The sequence below is a fragment of the Ruegeria sp. SATB027 genome (assembly GCF_059613825.1).
The window spans coordinates 1-24,367 of the sequence record NZ_JBXWTH010000070.1; the positions used below are offsets into that span (position 1 = coordinate 1).

Sequence of the window (24,367 nt, forward strand, 5' to 3'; positions counted from 1 at the left end):
GACCAACTGCTCATGCACCATTGCTACCCCACTGGATTCAAACAGGGAATCCCTCACGCCATTTGTGCAACAAAGCCTATTACAATCAAAAAATGCAAATTTTTCAAGCGTAGTAACGTTTGCGAAGACAAGAAACCAGAACGGCTTCCAGTTTAGTATGAAAACAGAAATAGCAACTGAACCGAGAAGTGGGCTTTTGACCCTTTGGGCCCATGCCTCTGAGATGTCTTTCAAAAACTCCATGTAAAACTAATAGACCTTGAGTAACATACGAGAAACCTGTTTGTTTGATAGCCGTCTGACGGCAACTACCTCTTCCGCCTCTTCACATTCCCACCCCGTTGCCCGGGTCGTCCAGCCGTTGACCGACCGCGTGACTTCACGGCGGCTTCCGAGGCTTTCTCGACCGCCCATTGGCGGGCCATGGGGTCGTCGGCGATGGCCAGATCGACCGCTTCCAGACGTTTGATTTCATCGCGGATATTGGCGGCCTCTTCGAATTCCAGATTCTCGGCGGCTTTGCGCATCTGGTCGCGCAGCCCGTTCAGGTGCGCCTCGAGGTTGGCGCCGTGCATCGGTTTGTCGATGGTGGCGGTGACGCGGTTCATGTCGACGTCGCCCTCATACAGCCCGGCCAGAACGTCCTCGACATTCTTTTTCACAGTCGCGGGCGTGATACCGTGTTCCTCGTTATAGGCCATCTGCTTGGCGCGACGGCGGTCGGTTTCGGCCAGCGCGCGTTCCATCGAACCGGTGATCTTGTCGGCATACATGATCACCCGGCCATCGGCGTTGCGCGCGGCGCGGCCGATGGTCTGAACCAACGAGGTCTCGGACCGCAGAAAGCCTTCCTTGTCAGCGTCCAGAATGGCGACCAGCCCGCATTCGGGAATGTCGAGCCCTTCACGCAGCAGGTTGATGCCGACCAGAACGTCAAAGGCGCCCAGACGCAGGTCGCGCAAAATCTCGATCCGTTCCAGCGTGTCGATATCGGAATGCATGTAGCGCACCTTGATACCCTGTTCGTGCAGGTATTCGGTCAGGTCCTCGGCCATGCGTTTGGTCAGTGTCGTGACCAGCGTGCGATAGCCATCGGCGGCGACCTTGCGCACCTCGTCCAGCAGGTCGTCGACCTGCATCGACACGGGGCGGATTTCGACCTGCGGGTCCAGCAGGCCTGTGGGGCGGATCACCTGTTCGGTGAAGACGCCGCCGGTCTGGTCCAGCTCCCACGCGGCGGGGGTGGCCGAGACGAAGACGGATTGCGGGCGCATGGCATCCCATTCCTCGAACTTCAAAGGCCGGTTGTCCATGCAGGACGGCAGGCGGAACCCGTGTTCGGCCAGCGTGAACTTGCGCCGGTAGTCGCCCCGGTACATGCCGCCGATCTGCGGCACGCTGACATGGGATTCGTCGGCAAAGACAATGGCGTTGTCGGGGATGAATTCGAACAGGGTCGGGGGCGGCTCGCCCGGCGCGCGGCCGGTCAGATAGCGCGAATAGTTCTCGATCCCGTTGCAGACGCCGGTGGCCTCGAGCATTTCCAGATCGAAATTGGTGCGCTGTTCCAGCCGCTGCGCTTCCAGAAGTTTGCCTTCGCCGACCAGCTGGTCGAGGCGCATCCGCAGTTCTTTTTTGATCCCGATGATCGCCTGCTGCATCGTCGGTTTCGGCGTCACGTAGTGGGAGTTCGCGTAGACCCGGATATGGTCCATCGTGTCGGTTTTTTCGCCGGTCAGCGGGTCGAATTCGGTGACCTGTTCCAGTTCCTCGCCGAAGAAGGACAATTTCCAGGCGCGGTCTTCAAGGTGGGCGGGCCAGATTTCCAAACTGTCGCCCCGCACCCGGAACGAGCCGCGCTGAAACCCCTGATCGTTGCGGCGGTATTGCTGGGCCACCAGATCGGCCATCACCTGCCGCTGATCGTATTCGTGACCGGCCTTCAGATCCTGCGTCATCGCCCCGTAGGTTTCGACCGAGCCGATACCGTAGATGCAGCTGACCGAGGCGACGATGATCACGTCATCGCGTTCCAGCAACGCCCGCGTGGCCGAGTGGCGCATCCGGTCGATCTGTTCGTTGATCTGGGATTCTTTTTCTATGTAGGTGTCAGAGCGCGGCACATAGGCTTCGGGCTGGTAATAGTCGTAATAGGACACGAAATATTCCACCGAGTTTTCGGGGAAGAAGCCCTTGAATTCACCGTATAGCTGCGCCGCCAGCGTTTTGTTGGGGGCCAGGATGATGGCGGGGCGCTGGGTTTCCTCGATCACCTTGGCCATGGTGAAGGTCTTGCCCGTTCCGGTCGCGCCCAGCAGCACCTGATCGCGTTCCCCGTCCAGCACGCCGCCTGCCAGTTCCTTGATCGCCGTGGGCTGATCGCCCGCCGGGTTGAATTCGGTATGCATCACGAATTGCTTCCCGCCTTCCAGTTTCAGGCGCGCGCGCACGTCTTCGGCGGTCAGTTGGGTCTTGTCGGAATGGGCGTATGGCATAGGCAGGCTCCGGGCGTCAGGCCCTTACATTTGTTCTTATTTTGTCCAACTGCAAGGGCCGATCCGGATTCAATGCCCGCTTTGCGGTCTGAGGCCGTGCGACGGGTGAGTCGTTGTATTGTTCTTGCGTTTGTTTCGCGCGACCTTATCCCAGCCTGATGACAGTTTCTGGCATGAGTTCGAGGGCGAGGGCCGCGACAATTGCAATCTTGCCCCCGGGCGCGCTCTGACGCATAAACGGGCTCAGCCAAGTGAGTACGGAGAGGCGACATGCGCGCACGGATTTACCAGCCCGCAAGAAATGCGATGACCTCGGGGATGGCCAAGACCCGCAAATGGGTTCTGGAATACGCCCCGGCCTCGGCGCGCGAGGTTGATCCGCTGATGGGCTGGACGTCGTCCAGCGACACGCAGGCTCAGGTGCGCCTGAAGTTCGACACGCGGGAAGAGGCGCTGGATTATGCCAAGGCCCACGGTATCGATGCGCAGGTCAGCGAGCCGCACAAGCGCAAACCCAATCTGCGCGCGCGGGGCTATGGCGAGAATTTCGCAACCGACCGGCGCGCCCCCTGGACGCACTGAATGATCGAAATCCGAGAGGCTGACCCGACATCGGACGTATTGCGCCCGATTGTCGATGCGCATTTTGCCCATGGTGAAACTGCGGGACCTGCGGAAAGCAACCACACGATGGACGCTGAAGCCTTGGCTGGGCCGGGGGTGCGGTTCTGGGCCATTTTTGACGGACAGGAGCCATTGGGATGCGGTGCGCTGAAAGCGCTGCCCGATGGAACCGCCGAAGTAAAATCAGTGCATATTCTGGCGCAGGCAAGAGGGCGCGGGCTGGCGCGCGTGCTGATGGTGCATCTGGCTGAACAGGCTGGCGCAGAGGGGTGCGAGGCTTTGGTTCTTGAGACCGGGGCGAGCCATCTTCGCGAATATGATGCCGCCCGCAAGCTGTATGAGTCTCTGGGATATTCCTATTGCGGGCCTATCTTTGGGTATGTTGACGATCCCAACAGCGCATTCATGCGCTTGCCTCTTGAACCCCGCGGGTAAAAACCGCAAGAAGGGCGCAGCGGTCCCTTAGCTCAACTGGATAGAGCAGCTGACTTCTAATCAGCAGGTTGAGGGTTCGAGTCCTTCAGGGATCGCCATTTGCAAACCAGATCAATACCAGACATGCGCCTGCTTTGGTCGGCGCGTCGTGATCTTGTGGCTGTTTGGTGTGGTATGAGGGGCTGGACGAGGGGGTCATGCCAGCCCCTCTAAGGGGGTCACAGAGTGGTAGTATGTGTTCCTTACGTACAATCTAACGTGATTCACCGTGCGGCGATATTGGGGGATTCCCGTAGGTTGGCATTTGCGCGGAAATATGCGTGTCAGGCAGTGCAATCCTGTTGAGATCAGACCGGTTTTTTGCGCGGTATTCGTGTTGAGGTTGCGGGAACCGCTGGCAAATCCGGGGGTGATGCAAAAAATATATTGCAACCGGTTGCAAAGAAAATCATTGTTACGCACAACAACAAGATTCGGGAGAGCTGCATGTTGAGGGTCGGATTGCTGGGTGCCGGGCGTATTGGGCGCGTTCATGCGCAGGCCATATCTTCCCATCCGGGGAGCAGGTTGTGTGCGGTATCCGATGCGCTGCCCGAGGCGGCGAACAGCCTCGCGGATGAATATGGGGCCGAGGCACGCAGTTCAGAAAAAATTATCGCTGATCCCGAGATTGACGCGGTTCTGATTGCAACACCAACGGATACGCATTCCGACCTGATTGAGGCGGCCACGGGCGCTGGCAAAGCCGTTCTGTGCGAAAAGCCCGTCGATCTGAGCCTTCAGAGGGCACAGGACTGTCTGAGCGCCGTAGCGGGGCGCGGCAAACCTGTCATGATCGGGTTTAACCGGCGGTTCGATCCTAATTTTGCGGCTTTGAAGGCCGGTTTGGACGCGGGTGAAATCGGCAAGGCCGAACTGTTGTCGATCACGTCATTTGACCCGGCCCCGCCACCGGTCAGCTATGTAAAAGTGTCCGGAGGACTGTTTCGGGACATGATGATCCACGATTTCGACATGGCGAACTTTCTGATGGGGGATGTGCCCCAGACCGTCACGGCGGTGGGATCGTCGCTTGTGGATGCAGAGATCGGCGCGGCAGGCGATGTGGACACGGCTGTGGTCACAATGACTTACGCAGACGGCCGGATTGCGGTCATCAAGAACTCGCGCCGGGCGGCCTATGGCTATGACCAGCGGGTCGAATTGCTGGGCTCGGAAGGGTTGTTGCAGGCGCATAACATGCTGGAAAACACCGTCGTGAAATCGACGGCAAATGGCGTTGTGGGCGCGAAGCCGACTTATTTCTTTCTGGAACGCTACATGCCGGCTTACCGCGTGGAATGGGCCGCATTTGTTGATGCTGTCGGCGGCGGTTCCGACGTTCCCGTCACGTTGCAGGATGGTGTGGCGGCGCTGGCGATGGCCGAGGCCGCGACCCTGTCAGCGCAGACGGGAATGCCCGTCCGGATGGAGGAACTTTTGAAACCGGTTGCAAAATGACCAAAATTCTTCAAACTAACGACAGCTCGGCCCTGAGCCGCAGCCACTGAGATTCGGCACAGCCGGATGATTGGGGCCGGTACCCCAACAGAAGATCAGACTGAACCAATGGGAGGAAACTGAAATGAAGAAATTCGTTAAAGGTGCACTTGCCGCGGGGGCACTGGCCCTGGCGACGCCCGCTTTTGCGCAGGACATCGTGGTCGTATCGCATGGCCAGGCCAATGACGCATTCTGGAACGTCGTGAAGAACGGTGTTGAACAGGCTGGCAAGGATGTCGGAGTGAATGTGGAATACCGCGCTCCGGAAACTTTCGACATGGTGGCCATGTCGCAGCTGATCGACGCTGCCGTGAACCAGGAGCCCGATGGCCTGATCGTTTCGATCCCGGATGCGGATGCGCTTGGCCCGTCGATCGAACGCGCCGTTGCCGCAGGCATCCCGGTGATCTCGATCAACTCGGGGTCGGATGTGTCGAAACAGCTGGGTGCGTTGCTGCACGTGGGTCAGGACGAGTTTGACGCCGGGAAAGCTGCGGGCGAACAACTGGCTTCGATGGGGGGCAAAACCGCGATCTGTGTGAACCACGAAGTGGGCAACGTTGCGCTGGACCTGCGTTGTGCAGGTTTCGCGGAAGGCTTTGGCGGTAATGTCGAAGTTCTGCCGACCTCGAACGATCCGTCGGAAATCGAGTCGAAGGTCTCGGCTGCTCTGGCTGCTAATGAAGCCGTCGATACGGTTATGGCGCTGGGTGCAAGCTCGGCCGGAGAGCCGACTGTTGCCGCTGTCAAAGCATCGGGCCGTGACGTGAATGTTGCGTCCTTCGACCTGTCGGCCAACTTCCTGCAATCGATTGCGGATGGCGACGCGGCCTTTGCCATCGACCAGCAGCAGTATCTGCAAGGGTACCTGTCGGTGAACTTCATGGGCCTGCACGCCAAATACGGCCTGATGCCCGGCGGTAACGTTCCTTCGGGTCCGAACCTGATTACTCAGGATAAGGCCGCGCAGGTGATCGAGCTGTCCGCGCAGGGCATCCGCTGATCCATACCGCAACCTGAACAAAACGGGGCGGCGCGGTGGCGCCGTTCCCATCCAAGTGGGAGGAAACGATGAGTGACTCAGCGCAAATCGCCGGGGACGAAAGGGTCAAGAAAGAACCTTTCATGACCAAGCTCATGAAACGGCCCGAACTCGGTGCGATGGCGGGCGTCGTTCTGGTGGTCATCTTCTTTGCCATCACAGCAGACGATTCGATGTTTACCCTGGCCGGGGTCATGAACTTCATGACACCTGCGGCACAGCTGGGCATTCTGGCAATCGGTGCGGCCCTTCTGATGATCGGCGGCGAGTTTGATTTGTCCATCGGTTCCATGGTGGCGTTTGCGGGCCTGTTTTTCGGCGTCTGTGTGGTGACATGGCAGTTGCCACTGATCATTGCGATCCCCATGACATTCGTATTCGCGGCATTTGTCGGGGCAGTAAACGGAAATATCGTCATAAGATCCGGCCTGCCGTCCTTTATCGTGACGCTGGCTTTCCTGTTTATTCTGCGCGGTCTGTCGTTGGTTGGCCTCAAGGCGGCGACCGGAGGATCGACCCAGTTGCGCGGGGTGCGTGACGTGGTTGAAAACGACTGGCTGGCACCGTTCTTTTCGGGCGAAGCCTTTGGCAGCCTGTTTACCTGGCTGGCGGCCAACGGCATGATTGACACCTTCAAAAGCGGAGCACCCAAGGTACCCGGCGTACCGGTGGAAATCCTGTGGTTCATCGTGCTGGCATTGGCAGCCACCTACGTGTTGCTGCGGACCCCGGCCGGAAACTGGATATTCGCGGCGGGCGGTGACAGCACTGCGGCATCGAATTCCGGTGTTCCCGTGAGCAAGATCAAGGTGTCCCTGTTCATGCTGACCGCCTGCTGTGCTGCACTTGTTGCCATCATTACGGTGATCGACGCGGGCTCGACCGACGCGCGGCGCGGTTTCCAGAAAGAATTCGAGGCGATCATCGCCGCCGTGATCGGGGGCTGCCTGCTGACGGGCGGATATGGCTCGGCCATCGGGGCGTTCTTTGGGTCGATCATCTTTGGCATGGTTGTCATCGGACTGACCTATACTGATTTCGATCAGGACTGGTTCCAGGTGTTCCTGGGCGCGATGCTGCTGATTGCCGTTCTGTTCAACAACGCGATCCGCAAACGCGTAACCGGGGAGCGCTGATATGACCGAAGATACCAAGTTCCACCACGGCGATGCGGCGGGCGATCAGGCCCCAATCGTGGAAATGAAGGATATCGAAAAGCACTTTGGCAACATCATCGCATTGGCGGGCGTCAGTTTCGACGTCAAACCGGGTGAATGCCACTGTTTGCTGGGCGATAACGGCGCGGGTAAGTCGACCTTCATCAAGACCATGTCCGGGGTGCATAAACCCACCAAGGGCGAAATCTTTTTCGAGGGCAAGCCGCTGCATTTCGACACCCCTCGGGATGCGATGGAGGCAGGCATCGCGACCGTGTTCCAGGATCTGGCGATGATCCCGCTGATGAGCGTCACGCGCAACTTTTTCATGGGGCGCGAGCCGACCAAGGGTAAGGGTCTGCTGAAGCGGTTCGATGTTGAACACGCAAATGAGGTCTGCATGGAAGAGATGCGCAAGATGGGCATCAACCTGCGCGGCCCGGATCAGGCCGTTGGCACCCTGTCTGGGGGGGAACGGCAGACCGTCGCCATTGCCCGCGCCGTGTATTTCGGGGCCAAGATCCTGATCTTGGACGAACCGACCTCGGCCCTTGGTGTGCGCCAGACCTCGAACGTTCTGGCCACCATCGACAAGGTGCGCAGTCAGGGCGTCGGCGTGGTTTTCATCAGCCACAACGTGCGTCACGCGTTGGCGGTGGGCGACAGGTTCACCGTTTTGAACCGGGGCAAGACGCTGGGCACAGCAACGCGTGGCGAGATCACGCCAGAGCAGTTGCAGGACCTGATGGCGGGCGGTCAGGAAATGGCCGAGCTTGAAGGATCGCTGGGCGGCACGGTTTAAAGTTCAGAACTTGGATGCCCCAATGGGGCATCCATCGGGCGGTGGCACGTGACGCCACTCTGTTTTCAGGCTTTGATACAAAAGCTGGCACCTTCGCAAATGAGAAAACCCGCAGGCCGCCAAAGGCGGAGCTGAGTTGAAAGGGATCATGATGAGCAAGACAGTCCGACTGACCGCGGCGCAAGCTCTGGTGCGCTATCTGGGCGCGCAGATGAACGAGGCTGGAGAGCCCTTTATCGCAGGTGTCTGGGCGATTTTCGGCCATGGCAATGTGGCTGGTTTGGGCGAGGCGCTGCACGGTGTGAAAGACAGCCTGCCCACCTATCGCGGTCATAACGAACAAACGATGGCACATTGTGCGATTGCCTATGCCAAGCAGTTGGGGCGCAGGCGGGCGATGGCGGTCACCTCGTCCATCGGGCCGGGGGCCACCAACATGGTTACCGCTGCTGCGCTGGCCCATGTGAACCGCCTGCCGGTTTTGTTGCTGCCCGGTGACGTGTTCGCCACGCGTGGCCCTGACCCGGTTTTGCAGCAACCCGAAGTATTCTCGGACGGAACTATTAGTGCGAATGACTGTTTCAGACCGGTCAGCCGCTATTTCGACCGCATCACCCGGCCGGAGCACCTGTTGACGGCGCTGCCGCGTGCCTTCCGCACCATGACGGACCCGGCTGATTGCGGTCCGGTGACGCTGGCCTTTTGTCAGGATGTGCAGGCCGAGGCTTATGATTATCCCGTAAGCTTTTTTGAGCCGCGCGTCTGGTATCAGCGCCGCATTCGCCCGGATGAGGGTGAATTGGCACGAGCCGTGGCCGCAATCAAGGCAGCCAAGCGCCCTGTGATTGTGGCCGGGGGTGGTGTGCATTATTCGGATGCGACCACCGCGTTGCAGCGCTTTGCCGAAGCGCACAACGTGCCTGTGGCCGAGACGCAGGCCGGTAAGTCCGCGCTGGCCTGGGATCACCCCCTGAACCTTGGTCCGATTGGCGTCACAGGCGGTGAGCCTGCCAATGATATCTGCGCCGAGGCTGATCTGGTGCTGGGCGTCGGCACCCGCTTTCAGGATTTCACCACCGGGTCTTGGGGATTGTTCGCAAACCCCGAGCGGGAGTTGATCAGCCTGAACACCGCCGCCTATGACGCGGCAAAGCACGGCGCGATGCCGCTGCAGGCTGACGCCCGCGTTGGGCTGGGTGACCTGAGCAGTGCGTTGGGCGGTTACCGCGCGCCTGATATGCCCGCGACGCTGAAGTCGGAGTGGTTTGCCAAGGTCGACGCGTTGACCGACGCGCCAGCGGACAGCAATGCGCTGCCCACGGATATGCAGGTGATTGGCGCCGTGCAGCGGGCGGCCAATGAAAACACCGTTGCCATGTGTGCCGCAGGCACGATGCCGGGTGAGCTGCACAAGCTGTGGAAGGCACCGCGCCCCGGTGCTTATCATATGGAATATGGCTTCAGTTGCATGGGGTATGAGATCGCCGGTGCCATGGGCATCAAGATGGCCCAGCCCGACCGCGACGTGATCTGCTTTACCGGCGACGGTACTTACATGATGGCGAATTCCGAAATGGCGACGGCGGCGATGATGGGGATTTCGTTCACCGTTGTGGTCACCGACAATCGCGGCTTTGGCTGCATCAACCGTTTGCAGATGGGAACCGGCGGGGCCGAGTTCAACAACCTGCTGGATCACGCGGTCGGCGGAGAAAATTCGGCGATCGACTTTGCCAAACATGCCGAAGCAATGGGGGCGACCGCGGTCAAGGTCAGCTCGATCGCCGAGCTTGAGGCGGCACTGGCCAAACGCGCCGAGGTCAGAGGCCCTTATGTGGTGGTGATCGACACCGATCCCTACCCATCCACCGAATATGGCGGAACGTGGTGGGACGTGGCGGTGCCCGAGGTCAGCATCCGCCCGGAAGTTAACGAAAAACGTGCGGCCTATGAGGTCGCCATCAAGGAAAGAAACACCAAATGAGCGTGAAGATCGGTATCTCTCCGATTGCCTGGCAGAATGACGATCTGCCGGACCTGACCGCAGCCTACACGATGGAGCAGGCGCTGAAAGAAGCGCGCGAGATCGGCTATACCGGTGTTGAACGGGGTCAGCGGATGCCCGGCGACACCGAAGGGTTGCGCGCCTATCTGGAGGCCAATGACATCGCGCTGTGCGGCGGCTGGTGCTCGGGTAGTACTCTGGTCAATGACCTGGACGCCGAAATCGCTGTCGTGCGTGAACAGGTCGAACAATTTGTTGCGCTGAACAGCCCCTGCATCGTTTACGCCGAGTGTTCCAATACCGTCCAGGGGCAGATCGGAACGCCGGTCAATGACCGCCCGAAGCTGTCCAAAGATGAGGTTCTGGCCTATGCGGCCAAGCTGACCGAGCTTGCCAAATGGATGGCAGATCAGGGTATGCCGATGGCCTATCACCATCACATGGGCACGATCATCGAAAGCGAAGATGAGGTGAACTGGCTGATGCAGGGTTCCGGCCCCGAGCTGAAGCTGTGTTTCGATACGGGCCATCTGCTATTTGGCGGTGGCGACGTGATGGCCACGCTGAACCGTTGGGGCGACCGGGTGCACCATGTCCACTTCAAGGACATCCGCCCGGACAACGTGCAGGACACGCGCGAGAACAATCGCAGCTTTCTGGATGCCGTAATTGCCGGCGCGTTCACCGTGCCGGGTGATGGGTGCATCGACTTTCAGGCCGTAGCCAGCGCGTTGAAAGCAATGGATTACACGGGCTGGATCGTGGTCGAGGCCGAGCAGGACCCCGCCAAGGCGCCGCCCTATGAGTACTCCAAGCTGGGCTATGACCACATCGTCGAGGTTTGCGGCAAGGCAGGGTTGGAGATCACCGTTTAATCACCGCCCCTCGGGGCAACACCGAAGCCATGAAAGAGGAGTTTGTCATGGTACATCAGGAACTTGGATATGTCGGCTATTTTGACCGGGAATCCTGCGATCTGGATGAGTTCAAGGTGTTGACCTCGCAAAACCTGACAGCCGGTGCGGTGCCTCATGCCGCATCGGTGCAAAAGAACGTTCCGATCTATGATATGCGTGCGCTGCGCCCGGCGTTGGAGAAGGCTGATCAAAGAAAAGCGCTGCTGGCGGAATGGGCGTATGTGCTGGACAAGTCGGCGGGCGTGATCGTTCTAAAAGGCGCATTTGCGGATACGTCCGTGATCGACCGGGCGACCGCTGTGTTCCATCAGATCATCGAGGAAGAACGTCAGGGCGGGGCGGGGGAAGGCGACCACTTTGCAGCCTCGGGCGCGAATGACCGGATATGGAACGCGTTACAGAAACAGTGCTTGCGCGATCCCGAGGGCTTTGCGCTCTATTTCGGGAATGTGGCCATTGCAGCGGCTTGCGAGGCGTGGCTGGGGCCGAACTATCAAGTGACCGCGCAGATCAATCAGGTGCGCCCCGGCGGCAAGGCACAGCAGGCGCATCGGGATTACCATCTGGGCTTTCAAACCGCCGACAGCGCCGCCCGGTATCCGGCCCATGCCCATCTGGTGACGGCTTCGCTGACCTTGCAGGGGGCGGTTGCGCATTGCGATATGCCCGTGGAAAGCGGTCCAACCAAATTGTTGCCCTTTTCGCAGCTTTATGCGCCGGGATACCTGGCCTTTCACGATGCGGCACACCGGGCGTTTTTCGAAGAGAACTACATTCAGTTGCCTCTTGAAAAGGGGGATGCCGTTTTCTTCAATCCGGCGCTGTTCCACGCTGCCGGGGAAAACAGCAGTGCGGATATTCAGCGGATGGCGAACCTGTTGCAGGTCTCGTCTGCCTTCGGTCGTGCGATGGAGATGGTTGACCGGCAGTCCATGTCGCAGGCGGTGTTTCCGTCGCTGGTCGCCCTGAAACAACGGGGGGCGCTGAGTGCGGCAGAGCTGAATGCTGCGATTGCCGCAACGGCTGAGGGCTATCCGTTCCCGACCAATCTGGACACCGACCCGCCGATTGGTGGCAACGCGCCTGAAAGCCAGGCCGACATATTGCACCGGGCCGTATCGGAAGGGTGGGCCGAGGCCCGACTGTCTGAGGCGCTTTCGGCCCTGCAAGCACGGCAAGCGGCCTGAGGGCGATACAGGCGGGCCGTTTAGGCCCGCCCAATAAGGAGAACAAGAATGGCAGACCTGCTGAAGAAGCCTATTGGAACCCGTGGCAAGGTACATGACATCACCCCGGACAGTGCCGGATGGCGATATGTGGGTTTTGGGCTGTATCATCTGCAAGCGGGCGACAGGGCGGCCGAGGCGACAGGAGACCGCGAGATCATTCTGGTGATGGTCGAAGGCAAGGCACGGATCACCGGGGCCGGTCAGGACTGGGGTGTATTGGGCGACCGGATGAACGTGTTCGAAAAGACACCGCCGCATAGCCTGTATCTGCCCAACGGAACCGAGTGGGAGGCTGTGGCGGAAACCGACTGCGTTGTGGCGGTGTGCTCGGCCCCGGGCAAGGGCGGCCACAAAGCGCGCCGGATCGGGCCGGATGGCATCACGCTGACCGAACGCGGCAAGGGTGTGAATACGCGGTATATCAACAATATCGCGATGGAGAACGAGGATTATGCCGACAGTCTGCTGGTGACCGAGGTCTTTACGCCCAATGGGCACTGGTCCTCTTACCCCAGTCATCGACATGATGAGGATGATTTTCCCCGCATCACCTATCTGGAAGAGACGTATTACCACCGGCTCAACCCGGCCAACGGGTTCGGAATTCAGCGGGTCTATACCGATGATGGCCAGTTGGATGAGACGATGGCTGTCTCCGATGGCGATGTTGTGATCGTTCCGCGTGGCCATCACCCTTGCGGCGCGCCCTATGGGTTTGAGATGTATTATCTGAACGTCATGGCGGGCCCGCTGCGCAAATGGCGGTTTGCCCTGGCCCCCGAGGTCGAATGGATCATGGAGCGTGACGGATGAGCCAAGACTTCGCCAATTACCCTAGCCTTGCGGGCAAAACGGTTATCATCACCGGCGGGGCCGGGGGAATTGGCGCTGAAACCGTTCGGGCCTTTGCCGACCAAGGGGCAAAGGTCGGCATTCTGGATTTGAATGCAGACGCGGGGCTTGCGTTGCTGTCCGATCTGGATGGTGAGCACGCTTTTGTCCAATGCGACCTGCGCGATATCGTAGCGATGCAAGAGGCTCTGGGGCAACTGGTTGAGGAGTTGGGTGACGCGGATGTGCTGGTCAACAACGCCGCTCATGATGATCGCCACGACTGGCGTGAGGTGACGCCAGAGTATTGGGACGAACGCATGGCGACCAATATCCGCCATATGTTCTTCGCCATTCAGGCGGTGGCCCCCGGCATGATTGCCAAGGGCAAGGGATCAATCGTCAATATCGGCTCGAATTCCTGGTGGGAGGCCGGGGCGGGTTTCCCGGCCTATGCTACAGCCAAATCCGCTGTGCATGGCCTGACCCGAACCATGGCGCGCGAATTGGGCGATCACCGCATTCGCGTGAACACGGTTGTGCCGGGCTGGATCATGACCGACCGCCAAAAAGACCTTTGGGTGACGCCCGAGGCGCTGGCCAAACAGGTGGACCGTCAATGCCTGCCCGATCCGATAGAGCCTGTCTATGTCGCGCGCATGGTTCTGTTTCTGGCCTCAGATGACGCCGCCATGTGCAGCGCGGGCAACTTCATGGTCGAGGGCGGCTCGATCTGAAGGCGAAAGCGCGCGTTAACGTTGCGGTGGTGCGCCAAAGGCACGGATGACCATGCGCGCGGCGGCTTCGACCGGATCATGGGTTTCTTTCAGGATCGTCACGCGGTCAAACCGCTCGGGATCGCGATTGACAGCGTCTCGCAGGGCATTGCCGAAGGCCATGCGCAGCTCGGTCCCGATGTTGAATTTGCAGATTGAGGTTTCGCGGGACAGCTTCACGCGCTGATCTACCGGCACGCCCGACCCGCCATGAATGACCAGAGGCACTGTGGTCATGGCGTCGATCTCGGCGATGCGGGCTTCGTCCAGACCGCCTTCCTTGTTTTGTTGTAGATGGACGTTGCCGACCGATATCGCCATCGCATCCACACCGCTTTCACGTGCGAACCGGGCCGCTTCTGCCGGGTCGGTGCCGTTCGATCCTTCACCGCCCGAGTACCCGACAAAACCAATCTCGCCCTCGCAGGAAATCCCTGCCGCATGGGCCATCTCAGCAATTGCGGCGGTTTCATCGATGTTTTGCTGCAAGGGTTTGCGCGACCCGTCGAACATCAGCGAGGTGAACCCGCTGTCCAGCGCGATCTTGCAGTCCTCGAAGGTATAGCCGTGGTCCAGATGCGCCACGACGGGCACCGAGGCGTTTTCGGCCAGATACCGGAACATCTTGCCCAGGATCGGCAGTGGCGTGTGCTCGCGGCAGCTGGGTCCGGCTTGCAGGATCACGGGCGCATTCTCGGCCTCGGCCGCGGCTACATAGGCGCGCATGTCTTCCCAGCCGAGTGTGACCAGCCCGCCGACGGCATAGCCCTGTTCATACGCGGGTTGCACGACGTCTTTCAGTGTGACGAGGGTCATTTGAATTTCGCAATCATGTCTTTGATGCCGGGAATGGTCTCGATCTGATAGGCATGTGTGGGCTGGAAATACTGCACCAGAGAACGCTGGGTCAGGCCGCCGAGGATGGTGAAATAATACATCTCGTACCCCGGCAAAACGCAGCAGGGGTGATAGCCCTTGTCGATGCAAACGGTCGATCCATCCACGATGTGATAGGCGTCACCCGGCTGGTTATCCTCGCGCTGCAACATCTGAAGGCCCGAGCCCCAGTTGGGTTTGAACCGGAAATTATAGGTCTCATCGTGGCGGGTTTCGTCCGGCAGGCGGTTGGTGTCATGCTTGTGGCTGGGAAAGCCCGACCAGCCGCCCTGACCGACGGTGAACAGCTCGCTCACCAATAGGCGGCCGACCTTGTCGTGTTGCTTTTGGCCAAGGATGTGTTTGATTTTGCGGTGGGTTTTGGTGTCGTCGCTGCCATATTGCACAAGGTCGTGTTCGCGCACATCGAACGGGTCCAGCACCTTGTCGTATTTCGCACCGGCAATGAACACCTCGGTCGCGTCAGAAACGCAGACCATCTGTACCTTTGCGCCGACGGGCACATAGACGCCCTCGGGCTCGCCATCCCAGACATCTTCGCCCCGGTTGCCCAGACTGGGGAAGGAAACGCCTTCGACATCCACATCGACGCTGCCGGTTGCAGGGACGATGCAGGTCTCGTAGCCCGGCACCTGGTATTCGAACGCCTCGCCTTTTTTCAGTTTGACGATGTTGAAATAGTTCAGCGGAACGGTCGGATCACCGGCGTCAACGATGGGCTTGTTCTGATTGTCATAGGGCGCGATATGCATGGGATACTCCTATGTGGTCGGGCCGGGGTGAGAGGCGAGGAACGCGTTTAGTTCGGGGGTCGTCGGCATGGCGGGGGCGCAGCCGGGTTTGGAAACGACAATGGATGCGCAGGCGGAACCGCGCATCACCGAGTCTTTCAGCGAGTGCCCCGCCGCGATCGAAGCCAGAAGCCCTGCCATGAAACTGTCACCAGCCCCGACTGGCTTGATGGCGTCCACTGGGTAGATCCCGGTTCTGATTTCCTGCCCATCCGCCAGCGTCACGGCGCCTTTTTCGCCCATCTTGTAAATGACAACCCGGCCCGGTTTCCTGGCTAGGTCCTGTGCCTTGGCAAAGCCCTTTTCCAGACCTCCGGCCATGAAGCCGAACTCTTCATCATTGCCGACAATCAGGTCACAGGCTTCGCCCGCACGGGACAGAACGTCAGCGGCAATTTCCGGCGAAGGCCAGCTGTAGGGGCGGTAATCAACATCGAAAATGATCGGAAGACCAGCTTTGCGCGCGTTTTCAAACCCTTGGAATGTGGCGCTGCGCGAGGGTTCCGACGCAAAGACGGTGCCAGCCGAGATCAGGGCCGAGAAGGATGAATAGTCAACCCTGTCGACATCCGCGTCAGTAACCTGAAAATCGACCGCACCGTTGCGGTAGATGACATTCTGAAAATTCTCGGTCCGGCTTTCATACAGGGCCAGAGAGGTGCGATACTCACCCCCCAACACGCGGATGTAAGAGGTATCCACCCCGTAATGTTGCAACCGGTTGAGGCAGAACCGACCAATAGCATCGTCCGAGACGGAGGTGATCAAGGATGCCTGACTGCCCAGCTTGACCAGACCGGTGCAGATATTCGCGGACGAGCCGCCAAGATCGGCATGGAACGTATCGGCCTCTTCGCTTTTGACACCGATCGGGTCTGCGTAAAGGTCCATACCCGCACGCCCCAGAACGGCAAAGCGGTTTCCTTTGATACCCTCCATCAAAGCGCTCACGTCATGTCCTCCGGCAAAGTGGGGTGGGCAAAGTTTGGACCTTGCGTTGAATCGATTCACACGATACTGATTTTGCAACCGGTTGCAAACACAATGTGCGAGGCCATAGCAGATGCCTGAAATCGGAGTGGGAATCGTGGGTGGCGGTTATATGGGCAAGGCCCATTCCGTTGCCATGTCGGCCGTCGGTGCGGTGTTCAACACGGCGTTGCGCCCCCGGCTTGAGGTCATCTGCGCGTCGAGCCCGGACAGTGCCGAACGCTACCGGGCGGCCTATGGATTTCAGCGGGCAACCGATGACTGGCGCATGTTGGTTGAAGACCCCAGGGTCGAGGCAATCGTTATCGCCTCGCCTCAGTCAACACATCGTCAGATTGCCGAAGCGGCTTTTGCCTTGGGTAAACCGGTCTTGTGCGAGAAACCATTGGGCGCATCGCTTGAAGACAGTCGGGCGATGGTTGCCGCGGCAGAGGCTTCGGGGGCGGTGAACATGGTGGGGTTCAACTATATCCGCACACCCGCCAGCCAATATGCCCGCCAGTTGATTGCCGATGGCGCGATTGGTGACATCACGTGGTTCCGGGGCGAGCATACCGAGGATTTCTATGCCGATCCGCAGGCCCCGGCCACCTGGCGCACAACCGGTAGGGCCAATGGCACAATCGGCGATCTTGCCCCGCATATGGTCAACGGCGCATTGGCGCTGATCGGGCCCATTGCGCAGGTGATGGCCGATGTTGAGACCGTTCACAAAACCCGCCCCGGTGGTGAGGTAACAAATGACGACCATGCCCAGATGATGTGTCGGTTTGAAAACGGGGTGATGGGAAACCTGTATTTCAGCCGCGTCGCGACGGGTCGGAAAATGGGCTATGCCTATGAAATATCAGGCACAAAAGGTGCCATCCGGTTCGATCAGGAGGACCAGAACGCGCTGTGGTTGTACAAGCGCGAAGGGCCCGAAGCCGCGCGCGGGTTCACCAAGATCCTGACCGGCCCCGCGCACCCGGATTATGAGCCGTTCTGTCAGGGTCCGGGTCATGGAACCGGCTATCAGGACCAGATCATTATCGAGGGCAAGGACTTTCTACAGGCCATCCACACCGGCGAGGCGATCTGGCCCACGTTCCGCGACGGGCATGAAGTCAACCGCGTGCTGGCCGCTGCGCTGGCCTCGTCCGATCAGCGGCAGTGGCAGGACATAAGCGATTTCTGATCGCTCTACGTGACAATTCCAATGAGAGACAATGACCATGGCTAAGTTGAGATGGGGCATGATCGGGGGTGGTGAAGGCAGCCAGATTGGCCCTGCACATCGCCTTGGGGCGCAGGCGGACGGGTTGTTCGAATTTGCAGCTGGCGCGCTGGATCACCGGCCCGACGTGGGCCGCGAATACGCGCAGCGATTGGGTGTTGCTGCCGATCGTGCCTATGGTGACTGGCAAGAGATGCTGGCGGGCGAAAAAGACCGCGAGGATCGGGTTGATCTGGTAACCATCGCGACGCCCAACTCGACCCATTTTGAGATTACCAAGGCGTATCTTGAGGCAGGTTTTAACGTGTTGTGCGAAAAGCCGATGACCATGACGGTGGAAGAGGGCGAAGAGATTGTGCGCGTGGCCGAAGCCTCGGGCAGGATCTGTGCGGTGAACTACTGTTACTCTGCCTATCCGATGGTGCGTCAGGCCCGCGCGATGGTGCGCGCAGGCGATATCGGCAAGGTGCGTCTGGTGGTGACCAATTTCAGCCACGGTCATCATGGCGACGCCACAGATGCGGATAACCCGCGCGTGCGCTGGCGCTATGACCCAGCGATGGCCGGGGTTTCGGGGCAGTTTGCCGATTGCGGTATCCATGCGTTGCACATGGCCAGTTTCATCTGTGACGATCAGGTGAAAACCCTGTCTGCCGACATGGCCTCGACCATCGCCAGCCGTGAGTTGGAAGATGATGCAATGATCAATTTCCGGATGGAGGGCGGCACGGTTGGGCGCCTGTGGACATCATCAGTGGCGATCGGGCGGCAGCATGGCTTTGACATTCAGGTCTTTGGCGAAACCGGTGGGCTGCGCTGGGCATCCGAACAGCCCAACCAGTTGATCTATACTCCGGTCGGGGGGCGTACTCAGATCATCGAAAAGGGTGAGGGCGGTTTGCACGACGAGGTGCAACGCCTGTCGCGTGTCGCCATTGCGCACCCCGAGGGGTTTCCTCTGGCGGTCGCCAACATCTATTGCGATCTGGCGGATGCGATCCGCGGTGAAAGACGCGACGGTCTGCCCGGTGCGGCAGATGGGCTGCGGTCCATTGCGGCCGTTCACGCGGCTGTTGCATCGGGCAAGGCCGATGGCGTGTGGAAGGACGCGCGACCGCCGATGTTTCGCTGATCAGGGGCGGGGCCGCAATGTGCCCCGTTCAATCACGCGGCAGGGGAAAATACGGGCCTCGGGATAGCGCTGAGGCTCTTTCAGCATCTCGACAACCAGATCGACGGATGAGGTGATGATCTGCTTGATCGGCTGGTGGATCGTTGTCAGGTTAACGCTTTCCCAGCGCGACATTTCCATGTCGTTCAGGCCGATGATTCCAATGTCCTGACCCGGTTTCAGCCCGTGATCGGCCAGTGCGGACAATGCGCCAACAGACAGGATGTCATCGCCACAGAAATACGCTTCGGACGGGGTGTTGGCCAACAGGCGCAACATTTCGGCGCGACCGGCTTCGAAGGAATAAGCCCCTGCGAAACAATGGCTTACTTCGATATCGGGATGATCTGCCAACTCCTCCATGAACCCGCGATACCGGTCGAGCGCCGAGGTTGCATCTTCAGGCCCGCCCAAATAGCCGACACGCTTATATCCGCGCGCCAAAAGCTCGCGCGCGGCCATGCGCCCGCATTCGACATTGTCGATTCCCACGACATGCACTTCGGGTGAGGTGGCCGAGCGGCCAAATGTATGCACCACCGGTACGCCCGCATCGTGAAACGCCTTGGCAAAGCTGGGTGGCAGCGTCGATGAGGCAACGATGGCCGCGTCAACCGAATACTGGCGCAGCATGCGGACCGAGTTTGCGGGCTCGGTCTCGTCCGTCAGGTTCACGATCAAAGGGCGTAGCCCGCGTTCCTGCAAGGCGCGGGTGAACTGATCGAACACCTCAAGAAAAATCGGGTTGTGAAAGTTGTTCGAAATCAACCCGATCAACTTGGTGCGCCCGGTGGTCAGGGACGAGGCGAGGGCGTTGGGACTGTAGCCAAGCTCTCGCGCGGCCTTTTCAACTTTGCTGCGTGTTTTCGCAGAGACCGAGGCGCCTTCGGTAAAGGTGCGCGACACCGCGGATCGCGATACACCAGCCAAGGCTGCGACGTCTTTCAGGGTCACGCTCACGCAGTGCGGCTCCGGTCGTTGATGGTCAGAGATATCAAGGTGTTTTGCATCAGAGATTCATTATGCACCATCGCAAAAGTCTTGCAACCGGTTGCAGGTCGCACTAGGCGGACGAGATCATCGGCGGCCACCTATGTTTATGAGCGAATGGCGGGAAAGGAAAGACCGGTACAGGCGACGGTTCTCGCAAGAAACACCAAGGATCGAACGCTACCGGTCACGCCCTTAGAACCTTAACGAAAGGCAGGACATTCCACCATCCAGCTTTGCGCAGTCGGTGTTGTCGATTTCTACGACCTCATACCCTTCGCGATCCAACATCTCAGCGGTGCGTGGGAAGCCGGCGGCCATCAGCACCAGATTGTTGAAGCGGATCGCATTGGCGGCAGCTTCCTCTCCGTCCGCAACATGCAGCACCCGGTAGCCCTCAAAACAGCCCGATGCATCCAACCGTCGGGTCGACAGTATTGTCTCGGCGTCCATCAGCGAACAATCTGTCTTGAAGTGTAGGACGCCCTCGGGCGTGAAAACTTCGCGCAGTTTGTGCCCCCACTCCGAGGTGATTTTCGCCAGCTCGGCGACACCTTCCGCGTCAGTCCGGTCAGACCGGCCCACCAGAATTTCTCGACCGGTAACAAGGATATCTCCACCCTCGACATGGCCGGGTCCCTGAATTTCCAGAACCGTGTCGTAGCAGTCGCGAAGGGTCGGCGCCATTTGAGCCACTTCACCCATCCGCGAAGGTGCGCCGGGCCGCATCAATATCGCACCTTGCGGCAGGCAAAGGGCTGTATCCTCAACAAATTGCGCGTCGGGAAACGCGTTCAGGGGATCCAGTTCGATCACCTCTGCTCCGGTGCTTTTCAGTGCTGCCACATATGCCTTATGCGCCGCTGTCATCCCGTCGAAATCCGGGTTTCCGATATCTTCTGCACGCAACCCGCCTGCAATAGTCGGAGCCGGACGGCGGGTGATGGCGCGGGAAAACTCAAAGGTTGGGTCTGACATGTTTCAATCTTTCTGAGCTGCGAATTTCGGAGCGGTGACTTCGATCATTACCGGCCCGTTCTGGGCGGCAGTTTGGCGCAATGCCTGCGCGACAGCCTGCGGTTCAGCTGGAACCGAAGCGAATGGAATACCGTATGACTTGGCCGTCGCCGAAAAATCAGGAGGCGAGGGATCACATCCTATGACTGTCACGCCCGCATCCTGCATTGACGTGGCAATTTCCTGGTATCCGTGGTTGTTCCAGATCACGAAGGTGATCGGCAGGTCTTCGTCGACCGCGGCCATAATTTCAGGCAGAGAAAACTGCGCGCCCCCATCGCCCGCGATGCATATCACACGTGCCGCGGGATCGGCGACCGAAGCACCGATGGCTGCGGGGATTCCATAGCCCAGCGCGCCGTACCCGGTTGCCGCGTTAAACCAGCCTCCGGCGCGGTCGTGATCGTAGAAAAGATTGCCGGCATAGATCGGTTGGGTGGAGTCTCCGACCATCAGGGTGTTGGGGACCGCAGAACGCATTGCGTTGAGGATTTCCACCTGTTTGCGATAGCCCGGACCAATTTCCGCCCAGGCGGCGTCACGTGTTTTGCCTGCACGTTCCGCGCCATCGCTTTGCTTTGGCTTGTGCGGCAAGGCGTCAACCAGCGCTGATACAGCCAAGTTGACGTCACCTTGAATGATGAGCGCTGCCTCATGTCGCGTCAGTTGCTCGCCGCACTGATCAACCCGTATCAACCCTGACATTTTAGCAATTTGGCCGGTGGCATACATATCATAGTCGGTTGGGCCCAGCTCGGTTCCCAGTGCAAGGACGCAATCGGCGCTTTCTATCAAGCCGCGTACGGCGTTCAGGCTGGGGCTTGCCGGAACAGTCAGTGGATGCCTGTGCATCAGGCCGCGCGCGTTGACCGTTTGCACCACGGGCGCATCGAGAGCTTCGGCCAGAGCCTGCAATCCAGCCTCGGAACGTTTTGCGCCGCCGCCCGCCAGAATGACAACGTTCTTCGCTTTGGCCAGTTGCTGTGCGGCTTGTGTAATCAAAGCCGGGTCATTCGGAGAGGCTGAGACAAGCGGTTCGACCTGTGTTTCCTGATAATCAGCCGCTGCAATATCCAACGGAACTTCGATATGCACCGGTCCGGGTCGACCGTTGGCGAGGGTGTGGAACACGCGGTCCAAGGCCGGGTCCAGAGCGTTGGTGGCGGAAACGTGTTCGGACAACAACGCAACGGTCCTGGCCAGTCCCAACTGATCTGGCAATTCATGCAGATGCCCTAAACCCCTGCCAAGCGACGCGGTTTTGTTGACACCAGACACCACCAGCATTGGTATTGAATCCGCGCGGGCCTGCGCCATCGGCGTCAATGTATTGGTTAATCCGGGCCCGGTGATCACAAAGGCCACACCCGGTTTGCCTGACACGCGCGCATAGCCGTCGGCCATAAACCCTGCACCCTGTTCGTGTCTGGGTGTAACGTGACGAATGCCCGAGCCTGCAAGCCCGCGGTAAAGCTCGACCGTATGAACGCCCGGAATTCCGAAGACGCAGGTCACATCCCTTTGGCGAAGCCTGGCAACCAATGCTTCGCCCACGGTCATTTCACTCATGCAACCTCGCGTGATTTTCTGTTGGCGTGATCGATGATGCGAGAGACCGCAGTGGCAAAGTCGGTATCGCGGATCGTCAGGGCGACCCGCACCCAGTCTTTCAAGCTGTCCCCAAAGGCGGAACCCGGCATGACAGCCACCCCGGTCTGCAACAGGTCCCAGGCATAGGCTTCGCCGTCCAACCCGGTGGCGGAGACGTTGATCATGGCGAACATTCCCGCCTGAGGCCGGTGAACGGTCAGATCCGTTTCTGCTTCGAGGCGATCAGCCAAAAGCGTGGCGCGCGCCGAAAAACGGGCGGCCATGCCGGAGGCAACCTCGGACCCGTCACGGATCGCCTTTTCAGTCATATCCGCGATGAAAGGCTGATTGCCAAAGAGCATGGTCTCGGAATAGGGCAGCAGCGCTTCGCAAAACGCGGCTGGCCCGACACACCAGCCACTGCGGAACCCCGGCGCGGCATGTGATTTCGAGATGGATGATACGCCTATTACACGATCCGCCAGTTCCGGGTCTGCCAGTGGCGACACAAATCTGGCCCCGTCAAAGATCAGTTCTTCATAGACCTCGTCCGAGATAATCCACAAGTCATGTGCAATCGCGAGCTGTCCGATCTCGGATAGCTCTTTGGTCGTCAGGATCGCGCCCGTTGGGTTGTGTGGCGTTGTCAGAAGAATGGCGCGGCTGCGCGGTGTAAGGCGCTCGGCGATATCTTTGGCCTGTATGCGAAACCCGTGATCCGGGCGCAGCGGTACAGGCACTATTTCCGCCCCGGACGCACGCACGACCCCTTCATAGGTTGCATACATCGGATCACCGACCAGAACTTCGTCACCGGCCTCGGCAACGCCAGCCATGGCTGCGAACAGAGCGGTCTGCGTTCCGGGAAAGCACAGAAAATTCTCGGGCCCGAAAGCCCGTCCGCGAGAGGCCGAATAGCGGGCGGCAAGCGCGTCAAGCAAGCCAGCTTCGCCATGTCCATTCGAGTACCCGGTTCGCTGGGCCCGTAATGAGGTTACGGTGGCTTCGATCAAGGCGTCCGGGACGGGTACATCCGGTTCTCCAATCGTCATTTCGACGATATCGGCTCCGGCTTTGATAAGGTCGCGCGCTTTCAGATGTACGCCCCATTTAGCGCCACCCAAACCCGCTAATCGTTCTGTCACAGATGTGGTCGTCATGGTTGCTCTACTTCTTTGATCAATGGGATACCGACGATAGCGCTGACTGAATCCAATCCGATCTGCGCCAATTGACCTTCGGAAAACGCATCCGGAAGCGCACCGCCTTCCAGCCAAAGACCGTCGATAACCGCGTTACAGGCAATGGCCAGTTGCGCCGCTTGCGACGCGGTGACGGGACGCCCGGTTTCTTGCAATGCGGCGACGATCAGCTTTTCAAGGTGATCCCGGAAATAGTTATAGGTTTGCTGGTGGATGCGTTGCATTTTCGGATCCCGCTGCACCTTGTTCAGGAAGCCGGCCCACAAGGCCACAGCGCTTGGATCAACGATTGGCGGTCGCAGCGACGCATCAACGAAGTTGGTCAACTGAGATACTGCGCTGCCTTTCCCTGACGACGCAGCTGTCTGATCGGTCAGCGTATTCATGTGATGTTCGTACGCGGCCTGAACCAGTTCCTCCTTGGATGAGAAATAGTGCCGGATCAGCCCTTGGGTCACGTTCGCGCGGGCCGAGATCTGACGCACAGTGGCACCCCGAACACCCATCTCGGCGATCAGGTCCAAAGTCGCCAGGATCAGCGCCTCGCGCCGAAACTCGGCAGATTCACGTGTAAATTTACGGCTGTCGTCCTGCACGTCCGGGTCATCCATGGTACGGAATTATTATACACTTGCATAATTGCGAGAT

General features: G+C 59.4%; 23 protein-coding genes and 1 tRNA gene. 15 read left to right on the forward strand and 9 right to left on the reverse strand.

Translation table 11 applies throughout. The features are described from left to right. Nucleotides 1–247 (forward strand): hypothetical protein (locus AC2FPW_RS17535; RefSeq protein ID WP_496814769.1); only part of this gene is annotated, 247 nt, incomplete at its 5' end. Between the two features lie 61 nt (nucleotides 248–308). Here AC2FPW_RS17535 and uvrB read toward each other — a convergent pair. Continuing rightward, the gene (gene uvrB, locus AC2FPW_RS17540; protein ID WP_496814770.1) at nucleotides 309–2,495 is read right to left on the reverse strand and encodes an excinuclease ABC subunit UvrB; all 2,187 of its coding nucleotides are present in this window, start codon (nucleotides 2,493–2,495) and stop codon (nucleotides 309–311) included. 270 nt (nucleotides 2,496–2,765) lie between these two features. Between uvrB and AC2FPW_RS17545 the strand changes: the two genes are divergently transcribed. The 12 genes from AC2FPW_RS17545 (at nucleotide 2,766) to AC2FPW_RS17600 (ending at nucleotide 13,816) form a co-directional block, all read left to right on the forward strand. Further along, nucleotides 2,766–3,077 carry an ETC complex I subunit gene (locus AC2FPW_RS17545; RefSeq protein ID WP_496814771.1) on the forward strand — a complete coding sequence of 104 codons (312 nt, stop codon included), beginning with the start codon at nucleotides 2,766–2,768 and terminating at the stop codon, nucleotides 3,075–3,077. Continuing rightward, the gene (locus AC2FPW_RS17550; protein ID WP_480899323.1) at nucleotides 3,078–3,554 is read left to right on the forward strand and encodes a GNAT family N-acetyltransferase; all 477 of its coding nucleotides are present in this window, start codon (nucleotides 3,078–3,080) and stop codon (nucleotides 3,552–3,554) included. 21 nt (nucleotides 3,555–3,575) lie between these two features. Beyond that, nucleotides 3,576–3,652, forward strand: a tRNA-Arg gene (locus AC2FPW_RS17555). 388 nt (nucleotides 3,653–4,040) lie between these two features. Beyond that, a complete protein-coding gene (gene iolG / locus AC2FPW_RS17560) occupies nucleotides 4,041–5,054 on the forward strand; it encodes an inositol 2-dehydrogenase (protein WP_496814772.1) in 1,014 nt (337 codons plus the stop codon). Between the two features lie 124 nt (nucleotides 5,055–5,178). Next, a complete protein-coding gene (locus tag AC2FPW_RS17565) occupies nucleotides 5,179–6,099 on the forward strand; it encodes a sugar ABC transporter substrate-binding protein (protein WP_496814773.1) in 921 nt (306 codons plus the stop codon). A 68-nt stretch (nucleotides 6,100–6,167) separates the two neighbouring features. Next, nucleotides 6,168–7,274 carry an ABC transporter permease gene (locus AC2FPW_RS17570; RefSeq protein ID WP_480585733.1) on the forward strand — a complete coding sequence of 369 codons (1,107 nt, stop codon included), beginning with the start codon at nucleotides 6,168–6,170 and terminating at the stop codon, nucleotides 7,272–7,274. A gap of 1 nt (nucleotide 7,275) precedes the next feature. Next, complete coding sequence (locus AC2FPW_RS17575) at nucleotides 7,276–8,097, forward strand: ATP-binding cassette domain-containing protein (protein ID WP_480475274.1); 822 nt, start codon at nucleotides 7,276–7,278, stop codon at nucleotides 8,095–8,097. Nucleotides 8,098–8,248: 151 nt separating this feature from the next. Continuing rightward, complete coding sequence (iolD, locus tag AC2FPW_RS17580) at nucleotides 8,249–10,081, forward strand: 3D-(3,5/4)-trihydroxycyclohexane-1,2-dione acylhydrolase (decyclizing) (protein ID WP_496814774.1); 1,833 nt, start codon at nucleotides 8,249–8,251, stop codon at nucleotides 10,079–10,081. Then, nucleotides 10,078–10,977, forward strand: a complete 900-nt coding sequence (gene iolE, locus AC2FPW_RS17585) for a myo-inosose-2 dehydratase (protein ID WP_496814775.1) — start codon at nucleotides 10,078–10,080, stop codon at nucleotides 10,975–10,977. Before iolD ends, iolE begins: the two co-directional genes overlap by 4 nt. A 47-nt stretch (nucleotides 10,978–11,024) precedes the next feature. After that, the gene (locus AC2FPW_RS17590; protein WP_496814776.1) at nucleotides 11,025–12,206 is read left to right on the forward strand and encodes a phytanoyl-CoA dioxygenase family protein; all 1,182 of its coding nucleotides are present in this window, start codon (nucleotides 11,025–11,027) and stop codon (nucleotides 12,204–12,206) included. 48 nt (nucleotides 12,207–12,254) lie between these two features. Beyond that, the gene (gene iolB / locus AC2FPW_RS17595; protein WP_480506798.1) at nucleotides 12,255–13,061 is read left to right on the forward strand and encodes a 5-deoxy-glucuronate isomerase; all 807 of its coding nucleotides are present in this window, start codon (nucleotides 12,255–12,257) and stop codon (nucleotides 13,059–13,061) included. After that, a complete protein-coding gene (locus AC2FPW_RS17600; protein WP_496814777.1) occupies nucleotides 13,058–13,816 on the forward strand; it encodes an SDR family NAD(P)-dependent oxidoreductase in 759 nt (252 codons plus the stop codon). Before iolB ends, AC2FPW_RS17600 begins: the two co-directional genes overlap by 4 nt. 15 nt (nucleotides 13,817–13,831) lie before the next feature. Here AC2FPW_RS17600 and AC2FPW_RS17605 read toward each other — a convergent pair whose 3' ends face one another. Genes AC2FPW_RS17605 through iolC form a run of 3 tightly spaced genes read right to left on the reverse strand, consistent with a single transcriptional unit; the run spans nucleotide 13,832 to nucleotide 16,482 of the window. Then, entirely contained in the window at nucleotides 13,832–14,671 is an 840-nt protein-coding gene (locus AC2FPW_RS17605; RefSeq protein WP_496814778.1) for a class II fructose-bisphosphate aldolase, read from the reverse strand. Next, the gene (locus tag AC2FPW_RS17610; protein ID WP_480773277.1) at nucleotides 14,668–15,504 is read right to left on the reverse strand and encodes a 5-deoxy-glucuronate isomerase; all 837 of its coding nucleotides are present in this window, start codon (nucleotides 15,502–15,504) and stop codon (nucleotides 14,668–14,670) included. The genes AC2FPW_RS17605 and AC2FPW_RS17610 overlap by 4 nt, the downstream gene beginning before the upstream one ends. 9 nt (nucleotides 15,505–15,513) lie before the next feature. After that, nucleotides 15,514–16,482, reverse strand: a complete 969-nt coding sequence (gene iolC, locus AC2FPW_RS17615) for a 5-dehydro-2-deoxygluconokinase (RefSeq protein WP_496814795.1) — start codon at nucleotides 16,480–16,482, stop codon at nucleotides 15,514–15,516. 124 nt (nucleotides 16,483–16,606) lie between these two features. On the opposite strand from iolC, the gene AC2FPW_RS17620 reads away from it, so the two are divergent. Together AC2FPW_RS17620 and AC2FPW_RS17625 are read left to right on the forward strand one after the other, a co-directional pair. Next, nucleotides 16,607–17,710, forward strand: a complete 1,104-nt coding sequence (locus AC2FPW_RS17620) for a Gfo/Idh/MocA family protein (RefSeq protein WP_496814779.1) — start codon at nucleotides 16,607–16,609, stop codon at nucleotides 17,708–17,710. A gap of 37 nt (nucleotides 17,711–17,747) precedes the next feature. Then, on the forward strand, nucleotides 17,748–18,881 hold the full coding sequence (locus AC2FPW_RS17625; protein ID WP_480558922.1) for a Gfo/Idh/MocA family protein: 1,134 nt from the start codon (nucleotides 17,748–17,750) through the stop codon (nucleotides 18,879–18,881). On the opposite strand, the gene AC2FPW_RS17630 is transcribed toward AC2FPW_RS17625, so the two are convergent. The 5 genes from AC2FPW_RS17630 to AC2FPW_RS17650 all read right to left on the reverse strand — a co-directional run bounded on the left by AC2FPW_RS17630 (nucleotide 18,882) and on the right by AC2FPW_RS17650 (nucleotide 24,330). Next, complete coding sequence (locus AC2FPW_RS17630) at nucleotides 18,882–19,880, reverse strand: LacI family DNA-binding transcriptional regulator (RefSeq protein ID WP_480585759.1); 999 nt, start codon at nucleotides 19,878–19,880, stop codon at nucleotides 18,882–18,884. A gap of 225 nt (nucleotides 19,881–20,105) precedes the next feature. Next, entirely contained in the window at nucleotides 20,106–20,888 is a 783-nt protein-coding gene (locus AC2FPW_RS17635) for a dimethylarginine dimethylaminohydrolase family protein (RefSeq protein ID WP_496814780.1), read from the reverse strand. A gap of 3 nt (nucleotides 20,889–20,891) precedes the next feature. Next, nucleotides 20,892–22,496, reverse strand: a complete 1,605-nt coding sequence (locus AC2FPW_RS17640; protein ID WP_496814781.1) for a 5-guanidino-2-oxopentanoate decarboxylase — start codon at nucleotides 22,494–22,496, stop codon at nucleotides 20,892–20,894. Beyond that, a complete protein-coding gene (locus tag AC2FPW_RS17645) occupies nucleotides 22,493–23,677 on the reverse strand; it encodes a pyridoxal phosphate-dependent aminotransferase (RefSeq protein WP_496814782.1) in 1,185 nt (394 codons plus the stop codon). Before AC2FPW_RS17645 ends, AC2FPW_RS17640 begins: the two co-directional genes overlap by 4 nt. Beyond that, nucleotides 23,674–24,330 carry a TetR/AcrR family transcriptional regulator gene (locus AC2FPW_RS17650; protein ID WP_480585771.1) on the reverse strand — a complete coding sequence of 219 codons (657 nt, stop codon included), beginning with the start codon at nucleotides 24,328–24,330 and terminating at the stop codon, nucleotides 23,674–23,676. Before AC2FPW_RS17650 ends, AC2FPW_RS17645 begins: the two co-directional genes overlap by 4 nt. Nucleotides 24,331–24,367: the final 37 nt, after the last annotated feature.

What these genes read in the sequence shown, in the direction of transcription:
- AC2FPW_RS17590 (WP_496814776.1), top strand. Translation starts at nt 11,025, where the DNA reads ATGGTACATCAGGAACTTGGATATGTCGGCTATTTTGACCGGGAATCC.
- AC2FPW_RS17635 (WP_496814780.1), bottom strand. Translation starts at nt 20,888, where the DNA reads ATGTCAGACCCAACCTTTGAGTTTTCCCGCGCCATCACCCGCCGTCCG.
- AC2FPW_RS17605 (WP_496814778.1), bottom strand. Translation starts at nt 14,671, where the DNA reads ATGACCCTCGTCACACTGAAAGACGTCGTGCAACCCGCGTATGAACAG.
- AC2FPW_RS17640 (WP_496814781.1), bottom strand. Translation starts at nt 22,496, where the DNA reads ATGAGTGAAATGACCGTGGGCGAAGCATTGGTTGCCAGGCTTCGCCAA.
- AC2FPW_RS17545 (WP_496814771.1), top strand. Translation starts at nt 2,766, where the DNA reads ATGCGCGCACGGATTTACCAGCCCGCAAGAAATGCGATGACCTCGGGG.
- AC2FPW_RS17570 (WP_480585733.1), top strand. Translation starts at nt 6,168, where the DNA reads ATGAGTGACTCAGCGCAAATCGCCGGGGACGAAAGGGTCAAGAAAGAA.
- iolG (WP_496814772.1), top strand. Translation starts at nt 4,041, where the DNA reads ATGTTGAGGGTCGGATTGCTGGGTGCCGGGCGTATTGGGCGCGTTCAT.
- AC2FPW_RS17550 (WP_480899323.1), top strand. Translation starts at nt 3,078, where the DNA reads ATGATCGAAATCCGAGAGGCTGACCCGACATCGGACGTATTGCGCCCG.
- iolD (WP_496814774.1), top strand. Translation starts at nt 8,249, where the DNA reads ATGAGCAAGACAGTCCGACTGACCGCGGCGCAAGCTCTGGTGCGCTAT.
- AC2FPW_RS17610 (WP_480773277.1), bottom strand. Translation starts at nt 15,504, where the DNA reads ATGCATATCGCGCCCTATGACAATCAGAACAAGCCCATCGTTGACGCC.
- uvrB (WP_496814770.1), bottom strand. Translation starts at nt 2,495, where the DNA reads ATGCCATACGCCCATTCCGACAAGACCCAACTGACCGCCGAAGACGTG.
- AC2FPW_RS17600 (WP_496814777.1), top strand. Translation starts at nt 13,058, where the DNA reads ATGAGCCAAGACTTCGCCAATTACCCTAGCCTTGCGGGCAAAACGGTT.
- AC2FPW_RS17650 (WP_480585771.1), bottom strand. Translation starts at nt 24,330, where the DNA reads ATGGATGACCCGGACGTGCAGGACGACAGCCGTAAATTTACACGTGAA.
- iolC (WP_496814795.1), bottom strand. Translation starts at nt 16,482, where the DNA reads ATGGAGGGTATCAAAGGAAACCGCTTTGCCGTTCTGGGGCGTGCGGGT.
- AC2FPW_RS17645 (WP_496814782.1), bottom strand. Translation starts at nt 23,677, where the DNA reads ATGACGACCACATCTGTGACAGAACGATTAGCGGGTTTGGGTGGCGCT.
- AC2FPW_RS17575 (WP_480475274.1), top strand. Translation starts at nt 7,276, where the DNA reads ATGACCGAAGATACCAAGTTCCACCACGGCGATGCGGCGGGCGATCAG.
- AC2FPW_RS17565 (WP_496814773.1), top strand. Translation starts at nt 5,179, where the DNA reads ATGAAGAAATTCGTTAAAGGTGCACTTGCCGCGGGGGCACTGGCCCTG.
- iolB (WP_480506798.1), top strand. Translation starts at nt 12,255, where the DNA reads ATGGCAGACCTGCTGAAGAAGCCTATTGGAACCCGTGGCAAGGTACAT.
- AC2FPW_RS17620 (WP_496814779.1), top strand. Translation starts at nt 16,607, where the DNA reads ATGCCTGAAATCGGAGTGGGAATCGTGGGTGGCGGTTATATGGGCAAG.
- iolE (WP_496814775.1), top strand. Translation starts at nt 10,078, where the DNA reads ATGAGCGTGAAGATCGGTATCTCTCCGATTGCCTGGCAGAATGACGAT.
- AC2FPW_RS17625 (WP_480558922.1), top strand. Translation starts at nt 17,748, where the DNA reads ATGGCTAAGTTGAGATGGGGCATGATCGGGGGTGGTGAAGGCAGCCAG.